Here is a 21,979-nt window from a genome sequence, read left to right on the forward strand (position 1 = left end):
GACCGCGAGTCGTTGTAGGCGAGCATGACCAAGGTCAGCATCATCGGTGCTGCGGGAACGGTCGGCGCCGCCGCCGGCTACAACATCGCACTGCGCGACATCGCGGACGAACTCGTCTTCGTCGACATCCCCGACATGGAGGAGAAGACCGTCGGGCAGGCGGCCGACACCAACCACGGCATCGCCTACGACTCCAACACCGTGGTCCGGCAGGGCGACTACTCGGCCACCGAGGGGTCGGACGTGGTCGTCATCACGGCCGGCATCCCGCGCAAGGAGGGGCAGACCCGCATCGACCTCGCGGGCGACAACGCGCCCATCATGGAGGACATCGGCTCGTCCATCGCGGAGTACAACGACGACTTCGTGTCGATTACCACCTCGAACCCGGTGGACCTGCTGAACCGCCACCTCTACGAGACGGGCGACCGCGACCGCCACAAGGTCATCGGCTTCGGCGGCCGACTCGACTCCGCGCGGTTCCGCTACGTCCTCGCGGACCGCTTCGACGTCCCGGTCAAAAACGTCGAGGCGACGATTCTCGGCGAGCACGGCGACGCACAGGTCCCCGTCTTCTCGAAGGTACGCGTCGACGGCCGCGACCCCGACTTCGAGGGCGAGAAGGAGGAAATCCTCTCGGACCTACAGGAGTCGGCGATGGACGTGATTTCGCGCAAGGGCGCGACCCAGTGGGGGCCGGCGACGGGCGTGGCCCACATGGTCGAGGCCGTGTTGAACGACACCGGTGCAGTGTTGCCGGGGTCGCTCGCGCTCGACGGCGAGTACGGCTACGAGGACACCGCCTTCGGCGTCCCGGTCAAGCTCGGCTCGGACGGCATCGAGGAGGTCGTCGAGTGGGACCTCGACGAGTACGAGCAGAATCTGATGGACGAGGCTGCCGAGAAGCTCTCCGACCAGTACGACAAAATCGCCTAACTGCAAGCGGTCCGTTTCGACGGTCGTTCGGGCTTACTCGTCGCGGTCGTCCTCTTGGACGCTCGCGCCGACGAAGCCGGCCCACTCCTCGACGCGCCGGTTACGGTCTTCTGACTGTGACATATCCGCATATCCCACAGCATGGTATATAACGGTTGTGCCGGTCAGACCACCCGCTCGTCGCCGTCGTAGATTCTGATGGCGTCGACCGGACACGACCGCGCGGCGAACTTCGCGTCCAACTCCGCCTCGCTCGGGAGCTCCTGCACCCGCACGTCTGCCCCCCAGTCGGCGTCGCTCGCCTCGCCGTCCGTCAGGACGGCCTTGCCGGCGTCGTTGTCCTCGACGAGCCCCTCCCACTCGGCGGTACACTGGAACATCCCGATACAGGTGTCGCGGTCGTACTCGATGCGCATACGCTTCGTGGGCACGTGAAGACAAAGAGCATAGCGGCGACGGGGACCGTCGCGGCAGGGGGGATGGTTTAAACCGAATCGCGCGCTAGCGAGCACAATGGAAGTGTCCGACGTACCCGCGGTGCCGGAGTGGCTTCCCGGCCATCTCGACGCCGACGGGGTCGAGTCGCTGTATCCGCCACAGGCGGCGGCCGTCGAGGCCGGCGTCACGGAAGGCGAGTCGCTCGTCGCCTCGATTCCGACCGCCTCGGGGAAGACGCTCATCGCCACGCTCGCCATGCTCTCTGCGGTCAAGCGGGGCGGGAAGGCGCTGTACATCGTCCCCCTCCGCGCGCTCGCCTCCGAGAAGAAGGCAGAGTTCGAGCAGTTCGAACAGTACGGCGTCGACGTGGGCGTCTCCACGGGCAACTACGACTCCGACGGCGAGTGGCTCGCGAAGAAAGACATCATCGTCGCCACCTCCGAGAAGGTGGACTCGCTCGTGCGCAACGGCGCGCCGTGGCTCGCCCAACTCGACTGCGTGGTCGCCGACGAGGTCCACCTCGTCGACGACCCGACGCGCGGCCCGACCCTCGAAGTGACGCTCGCGAAGCTCCGGTCGCGCAATCCGGGGCTCCAGATCGTCGCGCTGTCCGCGACCATCGGCAACGCCGGCGAACTCGCCGACTGGCTCGACGCCGAACTCGTCGACTCCTCGTGGCGACCCATCGACCTCCGGAAGGGCGTCCACTTCGGGCAGGCGCTCCACTTCGACGACGGAACACAGGAGCAACTCAGCGTCCAGGGCAACGAGAAGCCGACCGCCGCAATCGTCCGCGACACGCTTCGGGACACGGTCGAGGACGGCGAGACGGTCGAGGAGGGCGGCTCGACGCTCGTCTTCGTCAACTCCCGCCGGAACGCCGAGGCCGCGGCGCGGCGGCTCGCCAACGTCGTGAGCCCGGAACTCGACGGCGACGAACTCGCCGCCCTGGCCGACGTGGCCGACGAGATTCGAGACGTGAGCGACACCGAGACGAGCGACGACCTCGCGGACGCGGTCGAGAAGGGCGCGGCCTTCCACCACGCCGGTCTCTCGCCGGACCACCGCGAACTCGTGGAGGCGGCCTTCCGGGACCGACTCGTCAAGTGCGTCTGTGCGACGCCGACGCTCGCGGCCGGGGTGAACACGCCGTCGCGGCGCGTCGTCGTGCGCGACTGGCGGCGCTACTCCGGTGACGCCGGCGGGATGCAGCCGCTGTCCGTGCTCGAAGTCCACCAGATGATGGGACGCGCCGGCCGGCCGGGGATGGACCCCTACGGCGAGGCGCTGTTGCTCGCGAGCAGCCACGACGAACTCGACGAGCTGTTCGAGCGGTACGTGTGGGCCGACCCCGACCCGGTGGAGTCGAAGCTGGCCGCCGAGCCGGCGATGCGGACCCACCTGCTCGCGACCGTCGCCTCCGGCTTCGCCGACTCGCGGGAGACGCTGTTGTCGTTCCTCGACGGCACGCTCTATGCGGCCCAGACCGACGAGCAGGGGCGGCTCGAACGCGTCGTCGACGACATGCTCGCGTATCTCGAGCGCAACGACTTCATCGAGCGGAGCCGGGACGGTGACACCGAACGGCTGACGGCGACGAACCTGGGCCACACCGTCTCCCGGCTGTATCTCGATCCGATGAGCGCGGCGACCATCATCGACGGCATCGCCGACGCCGACGACCCGTCCGCGCTCGGACTCTACCATCTCGTTTCGCGCACGCCGGACATGTACCAGCTGTATCTGCGGTCGGGCGAGCGCGAACAGTACACGCAGGTCGCGTACGACCACGAGACCGAGCTACTGGGCACACAGCCCTCGGAGTTCGAGGAGTCGCGCTTCGAGGACTGGCTGGCGGCGCTCAAGACGGCCAAGCTGCTCGACGACTGGGCCAGCGAGACCGACGAGGACCGCATCACCGACCGCTACGGCGTCGGTCCCGGCGATATCCGCGGGAAGGTCGACACCGCCGAGTGGCTGCTGGGCGCGGCGGAGTCGCTGGCCGGCGAGCGCGGCTTCGGCAACGTGCAGGCGATTCGCGAGGCGAAAAAGCGGGTCCAGTACGGGGTCCGACAGGAGCTCATCGACCTCGCGGACGTGCGCAACGTCGGGCGCAAGCGCGCGCGGCGACTCTACGAGGCCGGCATCGAGAGCCGCGACCAACTCCGGAACGCGGACAAGTCGGTCGTGCTCGCCGCGCTCCGCGGCCGCGAACGCACCGCGGAGACGGTGCTCGAACACGCCGGCCATCCGAACCCGGAGATGACGGACGTGACGCCCGACCCCGACGCCGAGCCGGTGGTCGCGACCGACACGAGCGGCTCGAGCGAGTCGGCCGAGGAAAACGACCAGTCGAGTCTCGGTGATTTCTGATGGAGCTGGTCGAAGGGGTCGCGACGGTCGGCGGCGAGCGATTTCCGGATACCGACGCCTTCGTCGACCAACTCGCGGACATCGGTGCGGAGTATGCGGTAACGGTCCAGGCGTTCGACGCTCGCTACGTCGTCGGTGAACAGCACCTCGCGCGCGCGGTGACGCTCGCGGACCGTGAGCGTGCCCGCGGCAACGCCATCGCCCGCGACCGCGCCGTCGAGATACTGCTGTACGCGGCGGGACGCCGCCAGATTCGCCGGGCGCTCGACATCGGCGTGAGCGAGGGCGAGACGCCGGCAGTCGTCCTCGTCGCGAGCGACGGACCGACCGGCGACGAGACGAGGGCCAGCGAGGCGGTCGCACAACTGCTCGCAGACCAGCAGACGCTCGGCGAGTACGACCCCGACCGGGTGCGGGCGTTCTTCGACATCGGCGACCCGGAACTGGCAGCGACGGACGCGACGCTCGCGGACCTCGTCTTGGAGCGGGTCGCGCTGCTCGTCGTCGAGCGATAGCCCCGGCCGTTTAATTTTCCGGGGGACGAACGTCGGTGTGGTGATTGCGAATGGGTGACACGCCTTCGGACGAACCGGAACATCGCCAGCACGAGCGCGCCGAACACGTCGAGCGAATTCTCGAGGCCACGGAGACGGCGACGGCCGAACAGGCGTATCCGGCGAGCAGCGACGAACTCGTCGCACAGTACCGCGCGACGGAGCTGGACCTCGCCAACGAAACGGAGACGCTAGAGGACGCGTTCGACCGGCTGGCCGACGAGTACGCGGAGTTCGCGTCGCCGGCAGAGGCGCGCGAGGCGCTCACCGCCGAAATAACGCGGGATGAACGGTTCGACGAGGCGTTCACCGACGAGCCGGCTCAACAGTAGTCGGCGAGTACGGGTGCGTCGTCGGTCGGCATCGAGAGCCACGCGTCGTCCCGGGACACGTCCGCAATAAGGTACGTGTCACCGTCGACGGCAGCCATCACTTCGCCGTGTGCACCTGCACTCCCGGCAACCGCTGAGTCCGGAGCCATGCTTGTTAGTAGTTAACACGAGGTATATAAGCCTGGCGAAATGCGGGACGGTAGCACACGTCGGGGTTTTCTCCGATTCGATAAAGCCTCCCGCGAAGGTTGGAATTCCGGTTGCTATCGGTGAAAACTGTGGACGACCGGCGAGCCATTCGCGGTTCTGTGTCATAGAGTCACACAATTCGGGATGAACACGCGAAAACCGCTATAGACGGGCTGTGGATGCCGTTGTCTCCACTATAGACGTATGTACGTCACTTGCTGGCATTGCGGTAAGTTTAACCACATCCAATATGTACAATCGTTCGAAATGGCTGAAGACAGCGAATTCAAGCGCCGCCGGTTCCTGCAAGCGACCGGTGCTGCCGCCCTGACTGCAAGTGTTGCTGGTTGTTCGAGTGACGGTGGAGACGCCACTGCCACCGACTCCGGTGGCGACGGCGGAGACGGTGGCGACGACGGAACGGCCACCCCCGAGCCCTTCGACGGTCTCGACGCCTACCCGTACTCGCCCAACGAGACTGACGTTCAGAGCGCAATCGAGGTCATGGAGGAGGCCGGCTACGGTCCCGACAACACCTTCGAGCTCGACTGGCTCCAGTACACGAGCCCGACGTGGCTGGAGATGGCGAATACCATCCGCTCGCGCCTCCAGCAGGCCCACATCGAGATGAACATCAGCGAGGCATCCTTCTCGGAACTGCTCAGCACGACCGAGCAGGGTGACCACGAGGCGTACACGCTCGGCTGGATCGCCGACTACCCGGCACCGCAGAACTTCCTCCAGCTCATCAACCCCGAAAACACCGTCTACGACGCGGAAGGGACGACGCCGAACGGCGCACGCCTCTTCTGGTCCGAGGACGCGATGGTGGATTCGAGCGTCACCCAGTACATGAACGACGCCTACTCCATGATTACGGGCAACCCGGGCACCTCCGACGAGGCCCAGCAGGCCCGCGACGACGCTGTCCCGATGATGGAGGAGGCCCTCTGGGAGTCGGCAGCCCTCATCCCGCTGTACAGCAGCGTCACGGAGTCGATGTGGTACGACTACGTCGACTTCAACCCCGCAGGCGGTATGGGACCGTCCCGCGCCAAGACGAACAACTCCGTCAACGCCATCGAGGGCCGCGACCGACTCAGCGGCACGTCGGCCACCCTCAGCACGCTCGACCCCGTCGCCTCCGGTGACACGGCGAGCGGTGCCAAGATCATGAACATGTTCGATGCGCCGCTCAACTACTTCAACGGCGAGGCGCAGGTCAGCAACCTCCTCGTCGAGGATTACGAGCTGAGCGACGACCTCACCACGTACACCTTCACGCTGAAGGAGGGTGTACAGTTCCACGAGGACTACGGCGAAGTCACGGCCGCGGACATGGTCTACTCGCTGCGCCGTCTCGCAGAGTCGTCCAACTCCTCGAACAGCTCCTTCCTCACCGGCGACCTCAACGTCGTCCGAGAGGAGAACGACAACGGCGAGGTCGTGCCGGAGTCGATGGCCGTTGAGCAGACGGGCGAGTACACGTTCACGATGGAACTCGAAGAGCCGTTCGCGTACGCGCTCGAAATCATGGCCTACTCCGCCTTCTCCGCCGTGCCGGAGGGCATCGTGGGCGACATCGAGGGCTACGAGGGCGAGATGAGCTACGAAGAGTTCTCGCTCAACAACCCGGTCGGCAGCGGTCCGTTCCAGTTCGTCGAGTGGAATTCCGGCAACGGTGGCAACTTCACCTACGACACCTTCGACGACTACCACGGCGAGCCGGCCTCCTTCGACGGTATCGACCTGCAGATCCTGACGGACACGAACGCCATCTTCAACCGCTTCATCAACGGGAACGCGGACACCGGTGGCGTCCCGACCTCCCAGTACGACCCGGACCTCGTCTCCGTCGAGGAGACCCAGGGCGCACAGGAGCTCGGTACCTACGGTCCCGTCGAGGAGAACGGCGTCACCTACCAGTACGCCCGCACGCCGACCATCAACACCTACTACGTCGGCTTCAACCTCGAGGAGGTTCCCCAGCCGGTCCGTGAGGCGATGGCGTACGTCATCAACCGCGAACAGTTCGTTCAGGAGGTCTTCCTCTCGCGCGGTTCCCCGTCGTACCACCTCACCCCGGCCCCGATCTGGCCCGGTGGCGGCGAGGCGTACCGCAGCCACTGGCAGGGCAACTAAACTCACCCTGTCCCCGTAGTATCGACATATTCAACCATTCGGAATACTCATCCACTCGCAAGCATTGCGTCTAACAATCGCACGATAACCACTCTCCAGACATGACACGCAACGAACGACACGCGTCTCCCGCAGGTCCCCGCAACGCGCACACGCCGGTGGCGAGACACGTAGACCGGCACCCCGACCGGACGGACGGTGACACAACAGCATGAACAAGCTGGTGTATCTCGCGAAGCGAATTGCGCTCGCGATACCTGTCGTCCTGTTCGGGCTCACGATGGCCTTTCTCATCCTGTACGCCGGTCCGCTCGACCCGGTGTACAGTATCCTCGGCCGCAAGGCGAGTGAGGCAGATATCCAGCGACTGCTCGTCGATCTCGGCTACCGGTACCCGAACGGCCAGGAAGTGCCCCTGTGGGACCAGTACCGCATGGTGATGACCGACCTGTTCACGCTCAACTTCGGCCAGTCGTGGGTCGTCCAGCGCGGTCGCCCGATTATCGACCTCATCGGTGCACGCATGTCGGCGACCATCTGGCTCGGTTGGTGGTCCGTGGTCATCGCACTGCTCGTGGGAATTCCGCTCGGACTGTTTGCGGGGCTCCGCGCGAACACGTTCAGCGATTACTTCGCGTCTGCGGGCGGAATTCTCTGGCGTGCCATGCCGAACTTCTGGCTCGCGGTCATCCTCTCCGGCCTGCTGTCTGCGGGTGGCGCGCTCTCCTTCTACCGCGATTGGGGGGCCGACTACGGCCTTGCGACGAAGGTCGTCGGGACGCCACCGGAGGTGAACAACCTCTTCAATCCGATACCGCTGTTCGACGGGATCCCCGTACTCGAGATGCTGTTCCTCCCGATTCCCGAACTCCACAACATGGCCGTCGCGTTCAAGTGGATTCTCCCTGGCGCGCTCGTGTTGGGGTCGGCGTCGATGGGTAACGAGGTCCGTATCGCCCGAACCGCCGTCTTGGAAAGTATCAACTCGAAGTACGTCGAGACCGCACGCGCGAAGGGCCTCTCCGCGCGCCGGATCGTATTCAAACACGTCGGGCGCAACGCGATGATTCCGCTGTTGCCGGTTATCATGGGTGAGTTCTACCTGCTCATCGGCGGGTCGGTGCTCGTCGAGGCTATCTTCGGTATCAACGGACTGGGGAGTCTGTATCTCAGAGCCATCTTCCAGACGGACATCCCCGTCATCATGACGCTCACGTTCATCTTCACCATCATCCTCGTGGTGTTCAACATCACCCAGGACCTGCTGTACACGATCGTCGACCCGCGTATCTCGCTCGACGAGGTCGAGGGGTAACTTATCATGTCAGATACAAATACTTCGAACGACTCGTACGACGGCGACCAGTCGTCGCTCACCTCGCGTCTCGCCGCGAACCCGCGGCCGGCGCTCCGGTGGGCTGCCGTCGCCGCCGTTCTGCTCGTCGTCGAGTTCGGCGCGTTCGTCGGCGGCACGCTGACCGTCCTCCACGCGCTGGTGCTCGGCGTCACCGGGCTAATCGCTGCGACACTCGGTCTCACCATCTCGAAAGGCATCGAGACCAGCATCAACGAGGTTCAGGCGTCGGTACTCTCACAGATCGACAGCGTCCGGAGCACCGCACAGGGGATTCCGACGCTGCTCAGCCGGGAGACGATTCCGAACCAGGGCCACCGGCTCGGTCCGGACGGCCCGTGGGCGGAGACGTTCATGGGACTCGAACCGCGGCTCGCGTGGCTGCTCCGCGTCACGCTCATCGTCGTCTACGCGTTCATCGTCGCCTACTGGCTGTTCCGCGGCTGGGACATCTTCCGCATCTACTACCGACAGGCGGACTGGACGCCGACCGACGACATCATCAACCGACTCCGCAGCCACCGCTGGGGCGTGTTCGGCGTCGTCATCATCCTCCTGTTTCTCACGATGGCGCTGTTCGGGCCGGCGCTCGGCCCGACGACCGTCGAATCGAACATCCAGTCGCCGTACGGACACTACGTCGAGTACTACTCCAACGAGACCGGACAAGTCGAAAACACAACCGTCGGAAACGCCAACTTCAACTCCAAGTCGAAGGGTGCCGGCACGAACGTGGGGCCGATGAGCTACGACAGCTTCGACCGGTTCCATCCGTTCGGGACACTCACCAACGGGCGTGACCTGTTCACGTTCATGATGGGCGGTGCCCGGACAACGATTACCGTCGTCGGTATCGCTATCGGACTGAGTGCGGGCATCGCGGCCGCGCTGGGCATGATATCGGCCTTCTACAGCGGCACCGTGGACCTGGGCGTCCTCACCGTGGCTGACGGGATTACTTCCGTCCCGCAGCTGCTCTTGCTCATCATGGTGAGTGCAGTGTTCGCCGGCCACTGGATAACGAACGTGCTCAACGGCGGGTTCTTACTCGCGATACTGTTCGGCCTCACCGGCTGGCCGGGGCTGTGGCGCGCCGTCCGTGGCCCGGCCTTACAGGTCGCACAGGAGGAGTGGGTCGACGCCGCGGAGAGCTTCGGCCAACGGCCAGCGCTTATCATGTGGAAACACATGTTCCCGTACGTGGTCGGCTATCTCCTCGTCTACGCGTCGATGTCGGCCGGTGGTATCATCATCGCGATGTCGGCGCTCTCGTTCCTCGGGAACGGACTCGGCGTGACCGCACCGACGCCGGCGTGGGGTCGCGCTATCGACCTCGGACAGAACTACGTCTCCACGCCGTCGTGGCACATCTCCCTGATTCCGGGGCTGATGATCGTCGCGCTCGTCACGGGTGCGAACGCGCTCGGCGACGGACTGCGTGACGCCATCGACCCAGAGACCGACACCGGCGACGGTGAGCAGGCGGCCGCAGGAGGTGGTGCGTGATGGCCGACGAACCGGTCTTGTCCGTCTCCAACCTCCAGACGGTGTTCCACACCGACAAGGAGACCATCCGCGCCGTCGACGGCATCTCCTTCGACGTACACGAGGGGGAGACCGTCGGTATCGTCGGCGAATCCGGCTCCGGAAAGTCGGTCACCGCTCGCTCCATCATGGGTATCGTCGAAAGCCCCGGCGAGGTTCTCCCCGGCTCATCGATAAAGTTCAACGGCCGAGAGCTGACGGAGCTGTCGGACAAGGAGTACCGAGAGGTTCGCGGCAGCGGTATCGGGATGGTGTTCCAGGACCCCCAACAGTCGCTGAATCCGGTGTACACCATCGGCAACCAGATTCGGGAGTCGCTTCGTATCAATCAGGGCCTTCGCGGCGAAGAGGCACGCCAGGAGGCAATCGAACTGCTCGAAGCGGTCGCGATTCCCGACGCGGCCCGGCGACTGGACGAGTATCCCCACGAGTTCTCCGGCGGGATGCGCCAGCGCGCCGTCATCGCGATGATGCTCGCGTGTGACCCCGAGTTCCTCATCTGCGACGAGCCGACGACGGCACTCGACGTGACCATCCAGGCGCAGATTCTCGAACTCCTCGACGAGCTACAGGAAGAGCGGAACCTCTCGATTCTGTTCATCACCCACGACATGGGTGTCATCGCCGAAATCGCGGACCGGGTGAACGTGATGTACGCCGGCCAGATTATCGAGTCGGCCCCCGTCGAGGATCTGTTCGCGAATCCGAAACACCCCTACACCGAGGGGCTGTTGGGTGCGATTCCCGGCCAGCAGGCCGACGGTGAGTCGCTGCGGACCATCGAGGGCGACGTGCCGACGCCCAACGAGGAGGCGACGTACTGTCGGTTCGCGCCCCGGTGTCCGGAGGCGTTCGACGCGTGTGACGCGGTCGCGCCCGCACACGTCAGCGTCGGTGAGGACCCGGACCACACCGCGGCGTGTCTGTTGTACCCCGAAGAGCAGACCGAGGAGGCGCGGGTCAGCCACCACCGGTCGCTCGGAGCGAAGTCGCGTGAACGACCCGCAGGTGATGTGAATGAGTAACGCAATAGAGCGAACGGAGACGGCAGCCAGCGGCGAGACGCTGATCGACGTACAGGACCTGAAGAAGTACTACGGCGGCAACGGCTTCTTCGCCCCGCCGCCGGTGAAGGCGGTCGATACCGTCAACTTCGAAATCAAGCGCGGTGAGACGTTCGGGCTGGTCGGCGAATCCGGCTCCGGAAAGAGCACGCTCGGCCGCACGCTCGTCCGGCTCGAACAGGCCACCGACGGGAGCGTCAGCTTCGACGGCACCGACATCACGGAGCTGTCCGGCTCCGACTTGAAGAAGTGGCGCAGCAACGCCCAGATGGTGTTCCAGGACCCCGAGTCGAGTCTCAACGACCGGATGACCGTCGGCGAAATCATCCGCGAACCGCTCGACGCCCACGGCTGGAAGACCAAGTCCGAGCGCCGCGAGCGCGTCACGGAACTCCTCTCGGAGGTCGGCCTCCGCGAGGAGCACTACTTCCGGTATCCACACCAGTTCTCGGGCGGCCAGCGCCAGCGCATCGGCATCGCCCGCGCGCTCGCGCTCGAACCCGAGTTCGTCGTCCTCGACGAGCCGGTGTCTGCCCTCGACGTGAGCGTCCAGGCGAAGATTATCACGCTGCTCGAAGACTTACAGGAGGAGTTCGACCTCACCTACCTGTTCATCGCCCATGACCTCTCGGTCGTCCGGCACATCTGTGACCGGGTCGCCGTGATGTATCTCGGCAAGATCATGGAAATCGGCGACACCGAAGAGCTGTACGAGAATCCACAGAACCCGTACACGCAGGCGTTGCTGTCCGCGATTCCGCGCCCCGACCCGACGATCACTATCGACCGGATAACCCTGCCCGGGACGCCGCCGAGTCCGCGCGACCCGCCACAGGGGTGTCAGTTCTCGACGCGGTGTCCGGCGAAGATTCGCCCCGAGGCGTACGCCGACGTGCCCGACGAGACCTGGGACGCCGTCGAACAGCTCCGCGAGGTCATCCGCGAGCGGTCGCGGATGTCGCTGTCCGCGACCGACCAGATGCGCAAGCGGCTCGGTCGGTTCTCGCGGTTCGACGACATCGACGGGACGGTCGAGGACCTCTTCGAGGAGCTGCCGGTTCCACAGGCCGTCGAAGACCACGTCCAGCACGCCGTCGGGCTGGTGAAGGATGGCGAACCGGAGGAGGCCCGCACGTATCTCCGCGACGAGTTCGGCGGCGTCTGTGACACGACGCGGCCGGACCACCATCAGGTGAGCGCCAGCGGGCGCGAGAGCTACTGTCACCGGCACGACACCGAGTACGACGACGTGACGGCGGTCCTCTCGAAGTACAGCGACGGTGCGTAATCGCTGGCTGCGTCTCGTCGAGTTCGCCGTCTGGGTCGCCGCCGTGACGGCTGTCGTCGTCGCCGTCGCCGCCGTGCCGTCGTTTCTGCTCGGCACCGGCCTGTTGACGCTGAAGTACGTCCTGTTCGTGGTCGGCGTGTTGCTGTTCGGCTTCGGGAGCATCGCCATCCAGCCGAAGCGCCCGCGGCGTGACAGCGAACTCGTCACGACGGAGTCCGCAGACGAGTACGACTTCGAAGCGCGACTGCAGGAACTACCGCCCCTCGCCGGTCGCCGACTGCCGTTCGACGACCGCGTCGGTCGCGACATGAAGGTGTTCGCGCTCGGACTGGCCGTGCTCGCGGTGTCGGCGCTGTTAGAGTACGGCTTCGGCGTCGTTCGGTAGATACGCACACCATTTATCCGTGCGGCTATCCGTCTCCACGTATGGTCGAGACGAACCCCGACGAAAATCCGGACGCGCACGACCGCGCGGCCCGCGGGACCGACGCCGTCAAGGACGCATGGCAGCGGACCATCGAAGACACCCGAGCGATGGCTGCCGACCGCGAGGAGGCCGGCTACGAGACGCTCGTGTTGTTCGCCGACGACACGGCCCCGGCCATCCCCGAACACGGCGACGACGATGACGACAGCTGGGGCTTCTCGTATCTCCTCCCGAAGAGCGACCGCGCCGAGTTCGCCGACTTCGTCGCCGACGCGGAGTTCGACGAGACGGGCGTGTATCAGGCGCGAGAGCAGGGTGACGTGTTCATGGTCGTGGAGTGTATCGACATGGACGCCGAGCGCGTCCTCTTCATCGCCAGCGCCTACAAGATGCGCACCGCCGTCGACCTGGTTCGGACCGCGATGGACCGCGACGAGATGTACACCCACGTCCGTGACCTGAACGGCGATATCGTCGACACCATCCACCACGACGACCCGTCGGGCTTCTTCCCGAACCCGGACGAGTACTACGCCTTCGAGCCGGAACAGCTCAACCAGATGCCCGGCGGACTCCCGGGCCAGGACCCGGACGACGAGCCGGCCCCAGAGAGCGACGACGACGCGGCCAGCTCCGAGGACGACGCCTAATTTTGCGATTCGGGGCGGTGACCGTTCCCCCGGAAGTGTAAGGTCTTAGTACCGCGCCCACGGCGTTCGGGGTATGAACGTCGCAGACGCCATGACGCCGCGTGAGTCGCTCGTGACCGCGGTCGTTCCGGGTTCACGGACGGACGTGCTCGACCGACTCCAGGACGACGAGTTCTCGTCGATTCCAGTCGTGAACGAGGAGACCGGCGCGTTCCGCGGGCTCGTCTCCCGCGAACAGCTCATCGCCAACCCCGAAGAGGACCAACTCGCCTTACTCGCCGAGGAGGTGCCGACGATCGGACCGGACGCCGACCTGAGCGAGGCGGCTCGCATCCTCCGTGAGGGCGACCAGCGCCGGCTCCCCGTCGTCGAGGACGGCGAACTGGTGGGACTCGTCACCATCACCGACCTCGTGCGCGCCGTCGCCGAGGGGGACGTGGCGGTCGACACGACCGCGGACCTGCTGATGGAGACGAGCGTCAACGCCGTCTACCAGGCGACGCCGCTCACCATCGCCGAGCGCGAACTCGCCTTCGCCGAGGAGCCGTACGGCGTCGTCCTCGACCCGGAGGGGACGCCGACGGGGATGCTCACCGAGGTCGACGTGCTCGACGTGGCCCGCATCGTCGAGGGTGAGGAGTCGACCGGCGACTCGATTGCCGACGACGACGACGACTGGAAGTGGGAGGGTATCAAGGCGGTCGGCTCGCGGTATCTCCCCACCCGAAACGTCCAGATTCCCGCCGAGCCGGTCGAGATGTTCATGACCGACTCGCTCATCACCGTCGGCCGATCCGAGTCGGCGACGGAGATCGCACAGCTGTTCATCACCGAGGATATCGAGCAGGTGCCGGTCATGTCGGGCGACACGCTCGTCGGTATCGTCCGCGACGCCGACCTGCTGGAGGCGATTGCGTGAGCGAACTGGAGACCGTCGCCGAACTCGCCAAGCGCCGCGGCTTCTTCTTCCAGACCGCAGAATCGTACGGCGGCGTCGGCGGCTTCTTCACCTACGGTCCCCAAGGGTCTGCGCTCAAGCGCAACGTCGAGGACAGATGGCGCGACCGGTTCGTCACCCGCGCCGGCAACATGGAGGTGTCAGCGCCGGACGTGATGCCCGAACCCGTCTTCGAGGCCTCCGGCCACCTCGACGGCTTCGACGACATGATCGTCGAGTGTCCCGAGTGTGACGCCTCCCACCGCGCAGACCACCTCGTCGAGGACAACTCCGAGCACGAGGACGCCGAGGCCCTCGGCATCGAGCGGGTCGCCGACCTGCTGGGCGAACTCGACATCGCCTGTCCCGACTGTGGCACCCCGCTCGGCGGCGAGTCGGTCGAGGAGTTCAACCTCATGTTCGGCACCGACATCGGTCCCGGCTCCTCACAGCCCGGCTATCTCCGCCCGGAGACCGCACAGGGTATCTTCACCGAGTTCCCGCGGCTGAAGGAGTACGCCCGCGGCCAGCTCCCGTTCGGCGTCGCGCAAATCGGTGACGCCTACCGGAACGAAATCGCCCCGAGACGCGGGCTTATCCGCGTGCGCGCCTTCACGCAGGCCGAACTCGAACAGTTCATCGACCCCGCCGAGGACGAACCGGACATCGACTCCGTGGCCGACGTGGAACTGCCACTCTACTCCGCCGCGGCACAGGCGGGCGACGGACAACAGGAGACCTACACCGTCCGCGAGGCGGTCGAGGAGGGCGTCATCGAGTCGGAGTGGATCGCCTACTACCTCGGGCTCGCGCGCGACTGGTACGAGACCATCGGCATCGACATGGACCGCTTCCGCTACCGCCAGCACAAGGCGGGCGAGCGCGCCCACTACGCCGCCGACTGTTGGGACGCCGAGACGGAACTCGACGGCGAGTGGGTCGAGGTGACCGGCTTCGCGTATCGCAGCGACTACGACCTCACCAACCACGCCGAGGCGACCGGGGACACGTTTACCGTGTTCAAACAGTACGACGAGCCGCAGACGGTCGAGCGCCCGAGCGTCGACCCCGACATGGCGACCCTCGGCCCGGAGTTCGGTGGGCAGGCCGGCGCGGTCGCCGACGCGCTCGAATCGCTGGCCGCCACTGACCCGGACGCCTTCGACGGCGACACCGTCACGGTCGAGGTCGACGGCGAGTCGGTCGAGGTGGACACCGACGTGGCGAACTTCGCGGTGGAGACCGTCACCGAGGCGGGCGAACACATCACGCCACACGTCGTCGAGCCGTCGTTCGGTATCGGCCGGCTGTTCTACTCCGTGCTCGTCCACAGCTACGAGACCGACGAGGTGGACGGCGAGGAACGAACCTACCTCTCCTTACCGGCCGAACTCGCGCCGACGTTCGCGTGTGTCGTCCCGCTGGTCTCGAACGAGCCGGCGCTGGTCGAGCAGGCCGAGCAGACGCGCGAACAGCTTCGAGAAGCGGGGCTGGCCGTCGCCTACGACGAGTCGGGCGCTATCGGTCGCCGCTACCGCCGACAGGACGAAATCGGTACGCCCGTCTGTGTCACCGTCGACCACGAGACCATCGAGGAAGAGCCGACGAGCGTCACCGTCCGCGACCGCGACACCACGGCCCAGGCGCGTGTCCCGGTCGACGAACTACAGGAGTGTCTGCTCGCGCTCCGTGCCGGCACCGACTTCGCCGACCTGCTCGAGCGCGACACCGTCACCCCACTGTAGATGGCACACGAGGTCCAGCGGCGACTCGTCCACGCCTCGGGCGGAGTGTTCCCGCTGGCGTACGTCGCTGACCTCTACTCGTATCGCGTCCTCCAGTACGGCTTCGCTGCCGGCGTTCTCGCCGTCGCTGTCCTCGAAACCCTCCGTCTGTCCGGCGTCGTCAACTGGGCGCTGTTCGACCGACTCACCCGCGAGTACGAACAGGAGAACGTCGCCGGCTACGCGCTGTACGTCGTCTCTATCGCCGTCGTCCTGTGGCTGTTTTCGCCGGCGATTGCCATCCCCGCCACGCTCATGCTGGCCTTCGGCGACCCGATTTCGGGGCTGCTCGGCTCGGACGAGCGCCGGCGCGTCAAGCAGTCGTTCGTCCTCCTCGTGATGTTCGCCGTCTGTACCCTGCTCGCGCTCCCCTTCGTTGGGACGTACGCCGCCGTCGCCGGGGCCGTCGCCGCAACCCTCGCGGACGGCGCGACCCCGACGGTCGCGGGCTACGTCATCGACGACAACCTCACGATTCCGCCTGCTGCGGCCGTCGCGATGCTGGCCGTCATGGGGCTGTAGGGACACAGCGCTTTTTCCTCCCGACGGTCTCTACTCCGGTATGAGCGACTTCGACCGCGAGGCCGAACGCGAGAAACTCCGCGAGAAGTACGAACAGGACAGAGCAAAACGCGAACAGTCGGAGCGCCTCTCCGAACTCCTGCTCAAGGGCGCGACGATGACGGACAAACACTGCGACGAGTGTGGCGACCCCATCTTCCGGTGGGACGGCCAGGAGTTCTGCCCGACCTGTCAGCAGGCGGGCGGGGCGGAAGCCGCCACACAGAACACCCAGCAACAGCCACCCGACCAAGCACAGCCCGACGCGAGCGAGGAGCCGTCCGTCGAGGTCGAACCCGAATCGCAGACCGAGCAAGCCGTGGAGCCGACGGAGCGGGCGGAGCCACAGCCGCGACAGTCGACGGACTCACAGCCGCGACAGCCGACCGAACCACAGCCAAAACAGCCGACGGACCCGCAGCCGCGACAGCCGACCCAGCCCTCCGAGCCGGCGACCCACGCGCCGCCGACGGACGCGGGCGACCTCGCGGCCGCACGCGCGTCGCTCGAACGCACCCTCGCGACGCTCTCCCGACAGGCCGAACAGGCCGACACGCTCTCGGAGACGCGAAAATACCTCGCCGGCGCGAAGGAGGCCGCCGAGGCGCTCGACGCCGCAGAACAGATTTAACCCGCGTACTCGCTCCCGACGACCTCGCGCACCCGCTGTGCGGTGACGGGACCGACGCCCTCGACTTCTTGCAGCTCCTCCTCGCTCGCCGTCATCACCGCCTCGACGCTGCCGAAGGATTCGAGCAGCGCGCGCGCCGTCACCGGCCCGACCTCCGCGACCGAACTGACGACGTACTCCTGTTGTTCGTCCAGCGTCTTGTTCGACTTCTCGCCGTGGACGCGCACCTCGCGGTCGCTCTCCTCCTGTTCGCGGCGGGCGATGACGTCGAGCAGGTTCGCCGTCCCCCGTTCGTCCTCGGTGAAGAGGACGCTCGCGCCGAAGTCGACGGCGAGCGAGGCGAGCGCGCCCCGAATCGCGTTCGGGTGGACGTTGCGCTTCCCGTAGAGGTTCTCCCCCTCGACGATGACGACCGGGCGCGCGTAGTTGCGGACCGCGTCGCCCACCTGCTCGAACATCGAGCGGTCCTCGCCGAGCAAGGTGTCGAGGAAGTCGTCCACGCTCTTGCGCTCGACGACGACGCGGTCCGAGAGCACGTAGTCGCCGACGGCAAGCGTCTCCAGTCGCGTCTCGATGCCGTCGCGCTTCGAGAGGTCGCGCGCGATGGTCGAATCGAGTTCGCGCTGGTCGGCGACGATTTCGACGCCCGACTCGTCGGTTCCGGCGACGGCGGCCACGCCGTCGCTGTCTTCGTCTCCGTCGGGTGCATTGCCGTCTTCGGTCGCCGACTCCTCTGACGGCTCCCGCTCGCCGGCGAACGAATCTAACCCGGCCTGTCCGTCGCTCTCGGCTTCACCCTCGTCTGCCGACTCGTCGTCGTCGCTGTCGCCCGCAGCTTCCTCTGCGGTCGTCGCCGAGTCCGTCGCTCCGCCGCTCTCCTCGAAGCTCCCCAGCGACTCCTGGCTCAGTTCGGATTCGAGTTCGCTCGTCATCCCCTTCAGCGAGCGTAGCTCCTCTTCCATCTGTTTCTCCTCGTTTTGTGCCATCCAGAAGAACGCCTCGTCGCGGGTGTCGTTCGCGATCAAGACGACGACCTTCCCCTCCGACGCGCGGCCGGTTCGGCCCTTCCGCTGGATGGACCGCACGCCCTTCGGCACCGGCTCGTAGAACAAGACGAGGTCCACGTCCGGTACGTCCAGCCCCTCCTCCGCGACGCTGGTGGAGACGAGCACCTCGAACTCGCCGGCCCGGAAGGCGTCGAGCGTCTCCTTCTGTTCGTTTTGCGTCATCCCGTCGGAGCCTTCCTTGTCGCCCTGACCGACGAACCGCCGCGCGTCGAACGACTCGTTCAGGAACTCCGTCAGGGTCTCTGCCGTGTCGCGGCTCTCGGTGAAGACGATGGCGCGCGAGCCATCCTCCAGGCCGAACGTCTCGGCCAGCAGAATCCGCGTCTTCCGGAACTTCGGGTGAAGCCCGTCGAAGCTCTCGGCGAGTCGCATCGCCTCCTTCACCTTCGGCTCGGAGACGAACCGCTGGCTCGCCTTCGAAGCGCCCGACGAGCGGGCCTGCTCGCGCTGGCGCTCGAAGTATCGGCGGAGCGATTCGACGGACTGCGTCTCGACGAGTTCGGTCGCCCGCCGGAGCTTCATCACCTCCGCGTGGGCGGACATCCCCTTGTAGCCCGAGGAGTCGTCGTTGTTGATGAGCCGCTGGAGCTGTGCGCGTATCTTGTTCAAATCGCGCTGGCTCATGTTCGGGTCCGTCGAGTTCGTCACGCCCAGCTCCTTCAGCTTCGTGAGCCGCTCTGTGATGACCTCGTTGAGCGCGTCTCGAATCGCGAGCACGTCGTCGGGCAAGTCGACGTGTTGCCAGTCCACCTCCGTCCGGTAGGTGTGTTTCTCCACGTCCGCGTCGGCGTCGGTCATCACCTCCACCTCCACCAGGCCGAGGTTCTCACACACCGTCAGAATCTCCTCCTCGTCGCCGCCGGGGCTCGCACTCATCCCGGTGACGAGCGGCTCCTCCGCGTCGGCGTGGTACCGCTCGGCGATGTAGTTGTACGCGTAGTCGCCGGTCGCGCGGTGACACTCGTCGAACGTGATGTGTGTCACGTCCGCGAGCGAGATGCGGTTGCCGACGAGGTCGTTCTCGACGACCTGCGGGGTGGCCATCACGATGCGGGCCGACTCCCACAGTTCGGCGCGGTCGTCGGGGCGCACGTCGCCGGTGAAGACGACGATGTCGTCGTCGGCCACCTCCAGCGCCTCGCGATAGAAGTCGGCGTGCTGTTGGACGAGCGGCTTCGTCGGCGCGAGCATCAGCGAGGTGCCGCCGTACTCCGCGAGCCGGTGGGCCGTCACGAGACAGGAGACTGTCGTCTTCCCGAGTCCGGTCGGGAGACAGACCAGCGTGTGGGTTTTCGACGCGGCGTCGGCCAACTGGGTCTGGTAGGCTCTGTCTTCGAGAAAGCACTGGCTCACCAGTGGCCGGTCGAGATACTCCACGTCGGCGTCTGCGGCCGCCATTACCTGCGATTGTTCGTTCTCGTGAATAAGGGTTCGCGTAGCGCGGTGAATGTAAAACGAGTCAGTCGCTCTCGTTGATGACGCGCGACTCGAAGTCCTCGGGCAGCGATTCGAGGTCGCCGGCCTGCACGCTCCAGAGGTCGGCGTACAGTCCACCCTCCGCGAGCAGCGTCTCGTGGTCGCCGCGTTCGGTCACTTCCCCGTCTTCCATGACGAGAATCTCGTCGGCCCCTTTCACCGTCGAGAGCCGGTGGGCGATGGCGAACGTCGTCCGGTTCGCGGACAGGGAATCGAGCGACTTCTGGATGAGATACTCCGTCTCGGTGTCGACCGCACTCGTCGCCTCATCGAGGACGAGCAGTTCGGGGTCCTGCAGGACGACGCGCGCGATGGCGATACGCTGGCGCTGGCCGCCCGACAGCTTCACGCCCCGCTCGCCCACCCGAGTCTCGTACCCGTCCGGGAACGACCGGATGAACTCGTCGGCTTCGGCGGCCGTCGCGGCCTCGCGCACCTGCCGGTCGCTCGCGTCGAAGTCGCCGTACCGGATGTTGTCGGCGATGGTGCCGTCGAAGAGGAACGTCTCCTGGCCGACGTAGCCGATGTGACTCCGGAGCGATTCGAGTGTCACGTCCCGGATGTCGTGGTCGTCGACCCGAATCTCGCCGTCGGTCACGTCGTACATCCGGAGCAGGAGCTTGAGCATCGTCGACTTGCCCGCACCGGTGGGGCCGACGAGCGCGACCGTCTCGCCCGGGGCCGCCTCGAAGCTCACGCCGTCGATGACCGTCTCGGAATCGTCGTACGCGAAGCTCACGTCGTCGTAGACGACCTCTCCGTCCACGTCGGTGAGTTCGGTGCCGTCCTCGGGGTCGTCGACCTCGACGGGAATGTCCATCAGGCCGAAGACGCGCTCGGAGGAGGCCTTCGCGTTCTCGTACTGGTCGATGATGTTCGACACCTCGGCCAGCGGCGTCGCGAACCGCTGTGAGAGGAACAGGAAGGAGACGAACGTCCCGACCTGGAGCTGGCCGGTCGTACCCGGCGGCGCGCCGACGAACAGCCAGTAGCCGCCCACGAGGAAGGTGAGCGAGAAGGAGACGCCGGCGAGCAGTTCCATCCCCGGCCGGTAGAAGTACGAGAGCCGGAGCATCGACATCGTGTCCTCGAACAGCTGTTTCGAGGAGCCACGGACGCGTTCGGCCTCGTAGGACTCACTCGCGGTCGTCTTCGTCAGTTCGATGCCCGCAATCGAGTTCTCCAGTCGCGTGTTGAGCTTTCCCATTGAGGAGCGGCGGGCCGCGTACAGCGGCTCGGCCCGCTTCATGAACCAGTAGGTGAACGCGGCCATCACGGGTGCGACGAGCAGGGTGACGACCGCGAGATACGCGTTCTCGAGAAAGAGCACGATACCGATACCGAGCAACATCGCGCCGAGCCGGACCGCGCCGGTGAGCGCGTTGTCCAGAAACATCTCCAGATTCTCCGTGTCCGAGGAGAGAATCGACATCGTCTCGCCGGTCTGTTTGTCGTCGAAGAAGGACATATCCAGCCGGCTCATCTTCTCGAAGCAGTCCACCCGGACGGCGTGCATCACGCCGTGGGCGAACTCGTTGGCGGCGACGCCGTACACGTAGGTAAAGATGCCCGTCAGGAGGAACGCGCCGCCGATGAACGCGACCGAGAGCCAGAACAGCGGCTCCTGGCCGGTCGGCAACAGCGACCCCGGCACGAGCGGGAGCGAGTACGTCTGCCCGTTGAGTCGGTTCACGGCCGCGCCGAGCACGAGCGGCGGCGCGAGCGAGGCGAACTGCGCGAGCAGGTTGGCGACGACCCCGAGCGCGAACCAGCCGTACCGTGGTTCGCCGTAGGCCGCGAACAGCCGCCGCATCGGTTGGTCCACGTCCGCGCGGTAGCGGTCGAAGACGCTCTCGTCTGTCATTACCACGTCTGCGAAACGGCCCCGATTAGGGGTTGTGTTTCCACGACCACTCAAGTGCGGGCCACGCCACACTCCGGTATGGACGCGGCCGCCCTCGTTGACCGACTCGACCGCTTCGGCGGGAGCGACGCCGAACGCAGAGCCGTCGCCAGACAGGCGCGCGACCTCGCCGACTCGGGGGCCTTCGCCGCCGACGAGGGGTACGAGCTCACGCCGGCGGTCGTCGTTGAGCATCTCGCGGACGCCCCCGACGGCGGTCCGGCAGACCGCTGGAACTGGTGGCTCGGCTCGCTGGAGGCCGCACACGGCGCGTACCGCCGGTTTCAGGTCGAACGCTGGCAGGAGCGGTGAGCCGTCGACGGATGGC

The 21,979-nt window shown here is 66.1% G+C and carries 20 protein-coding genes; 16 read left to right on the forward strand and 4 right to left on the reverse strand.

Translation table 11 applies throughout. From position 1 onward, the window contains the following. Window positions 1-24: 24 nt before the first annotated feature. On the forward strand, window positions 25-936 hold the full coding sequence (mdh, locus tag DM818_RS06295) for a malate dehydrogenase (protein WP_075937580.1): 912 nt from the start codon (window positions 25-27) through the stop codon (window positions 934-936). A 164-nt stretch (window positions 937-1,100) separates the two neighbouring features. On the opposite strand, the gene DM818_RS06300 is transcribed toward mdh, so the two are convergent. Then, on the reverse strand, window positions 1,101-1,352 hold the full coding sequence (locus DM818_RS06300) for a ferredoxin (RefSeq protein WP_075937579.1): 252 nt from the start codon (window positions 1,350-1,352) through the stop codon (window positions 1,101-1,103). A 97-nt stretch (window positions 1,353-1,449) separates the two neighbouring features. Here DM818_RS06300 and DM818_RS06305 point away from each other — a divergent pair, with 97 nt between their 5' ends. The 3 genes from DM818_RS06305 to DM818_RS06315 are packed head-to-tail and all read left to right on the forward strand — an operon-like array spanning window position 1,450 to window position 4,633. Beyond that, entirely contained in the window at window positions 1,450-3,747 is a 2,298-nt protein-coding gene (locus DM818_RS06305; RefSeq protein WP_075937578.1) for an ATP-dependent DNA helicase, read from the forward strand. Continuing rightward, entirely contained in the window at window positions 3,747-4,262 is a 516-nt protein-coding gene (gene cgi121 / locus DM818_RS06310; RefSeq protein ID WP_075937577.1) for a KEOPS complex subunit Cgi121, read from the forward strand. The genes DM818_RS06305 and cgi121 overlap by 1 nt, the downstream gene beginning before the upstream one ends. A 50-nt stretch (window positions 4,263-4,312) precedes the next feature. Then, window positions 4,313-4,633 (forward strand): DUF5789 family protein, encoded by a 321-nt coding sequence (locus DM818_RS06315; protein ID WP_123123585.1) that lies wholly within the window; start codon window positions 4,313-4,315, stop codon window positions 4,631-4,633. Here the strand turns inward: DM818_RS06315 and DM818_RS14930 are convergent. Continuing rightward, entirely contained in the window at window positions 4,624-4,782 is a 159-nt protein-coding gene (locus DM818_RS14930; RefSeq protein WP_172977296.1) for a DUF7556 family protein, read from the reverse strand. The two genes, DM818_RS06315 and DM818_RS14930, sit on opposite strands and share 10 nt — an antisense overlap. Window positions 4,783-5,089: 307 nt before the next feature. Between DM818_RS14930 and DM818_RS06320 the strand changes: the two genes are divergently transcribed. The 11 genes from DM818_RS06320 to DM818_RS06370 all read left to right on the forward strand — a co-directional run bounded on the left by DM818_RS06320 (window position 5,090) and on the right by DM818_RS06370 (window position 17,205). Then, window positions 5,090-6,964, forward strand: coding sequence for an ABC transporter substrate-binding protein (locus DM818_RS06320; RefSeq protein WP_075937575.1), 1,875 nt, complete (start codon window positions 5,090-5,092; stop codon window positions 6,962-6,964). A gap of 211 nt (window positions 6,965-7,175) precedes the next feature. After that, complete coding sequence (locus tag DM818_RS06325; RefSeq protein ID WP_075937574.1) at window positions 7,176-8,279, forward strand: ABC transporter permease; 1,104 nt, start codon at window positions 7,176-7,178, stop codon at window positions 8,277-8,279. Between the two features lie 6 nt (window positions 8,280-8,285). Then, window positions 8,286-9,824, forward strand: coding sequence for an ABC transporter permease (locus tag DM818_RS06330; protein WP_075937573.1), 1,539 nt, complete (start codon window positions 8,286-8,288; stop codon window positions 9,822-9,824). Beyond that, window positions 9,824-10,888, forward strand: a complete 1,065-nt coding sequence (locus DM818_RS06335; protein WP_075937572.1) for an ABC transporter ATP-binding protein — start codon at window positions 9,824-9,826, stop codon at window positions 10,886-10,888. The genes DM818_RS06330 and DM818_RS06335 overlap by 1 nt, the downstream gene beginning before the upstream one ends. Next, the gene (locus tag DM818_RS06340; protein ID WP_075937571.1) at window positions 10,881-12,215 is read left to right on the forward strand and encodes an ABC transporter ATP-binding protein; all 1,335 of its coding nucleotides are present in this window, start codon (window positions 10,881-10,883) and stop codon (window positions 12,213-12,215) included. Before DM818_RS06335 ends, DM818_RS06340 begins: the two co-directional genes overlap by 8 nt. Further along, window positions 12,208-12,600: a DUF7555 family protein gene (locus DM818_RS06345; protein WP_075937570.1), complete on the forward strand. Its 393-nt coding sequence runs from the start codon at window positions 12,208-12,210 to the stop codon at window positions 12,598-12,600. Before DM818_RS06340 ends, DM818_RS06345 begins: the two co-directional genes overlap by 8 nt. 41 nt (window positions 12,601-12,641) lie before the next feature. Then, on the forward strand, window positions 12,642-13,292 hold the full coding sequence (locus DM818_RS06350) for a DUF7529 family protein (RefSeq protein ID WP_075937569.1): 651 nt from the start codon (window positions 12,642-12,644) through the stop codon (window positions 13,290-13,292). A 73-nt stretch (window positions 13,293-13,365) separates the two neighbouring features. Next, window positions 13,366-14,211: a CBS domain-containing protein gene (locus DM818_RS06355; RefSeq protein ID WP_075937568.1), complete on the forward strand. Its 846-nt coding sequence runs from the start codon at window positions 13,366-13,368 to the stop codon at window positions 14,209-14,211. Next, on the forward strand, window positions 14,208-15,974 hold the full coding sequence (gene glyS / locus DM818_RS06360) for a glycine--tRNA ligase (RefSeq protein WP_075937566.1): 1,767 nt from the start codon (window positions 14,208-14,210) through the stop codon (window positions 15,972-15,974). The genes DM818_RS06355 and glyS overlap by 4 nt, the downstream gene beginning before the upstream one ends. Continuing rightward, entirely contained in the window at window positions 15,975-16,535 is a 561-nt protein-coding gene (locus DM818_RS06365) for a dolichol kinase (protein ID WP_075937564.1), read from the forward strand. It abuts the gene before it with no gap. 40 nt (window positions 16,536-16,575) lie between these two features. Then, complete coding sequence (locus tag DM818_RS06370; RefSeq protein ID WP_075937560.1) at window positions 16,576-17,205, forward strand: Sjogren's syndrome/scleroderma autoantigen 1 family protein; 630 nt, start codon at window positions 16,576-16,578, stop codon at window positions 17,203-17,205. Here DM818_RS06370 and DM818_RS06375 read toward each other — a convergent pair. Both DM818_RS06375 and DM818_RS06380 read right to left on the reverse strand, forming a co-directional pair. After that, complete coding sequence (locus tag DM818_RS06375) at window positions 17,202-19,670, reverse strand: DEAD/DEAH box helicase (RefSeq protein WP_075937559.1); 2,469 nt, start codon at window positions 19,668-19,670, stop codon at window positions 17,202-17,204. The two genes, DM818_RS06370 and DM818_RS06375, sit on opposite strands and share 4 nt — an antisense overlap. 61 nt (window positions 19,671-19,731) lie before the next feature. Then, entirely contained in the window at window positions 19,732-21,612 is a 1,881-nt protein-coding gene (locus DM818_RS06380; protein ID WP_075937558.1) for an ABC transporter ATP-binding protein, read from the reverse strand. Between the two features lie 78 nt (window positions 21,613-21,690). On the opposite strand from DM818_RS06380, the gene DM818_RS06385 reads away from it, so the two are divergent. After that, window positions 21,691-21,963 carry a hypothetical protein gene (locus DM818_RS06385; RefSeq protein ID WP_075937557.1) on the forward strand — a complete coding sequence of 91 codons (273 nt, stop codon included), beginning with the start codon at window positions 21,691-21,693 and terminating at the stop codon, window positions 21,961-21,963. Window positions 21,964-21,979 lie beyond the last annotated feature (16 nt).

The organism is Halosegnis longus, assembly GCF_009663395.1.
Taxonomy (GTDB): domain Archaea; phylum Halobacteriota; class Halobacteria; order Halobacteriales; family Haloarculaceae; genus Halosegnis; species Halosegnis longus.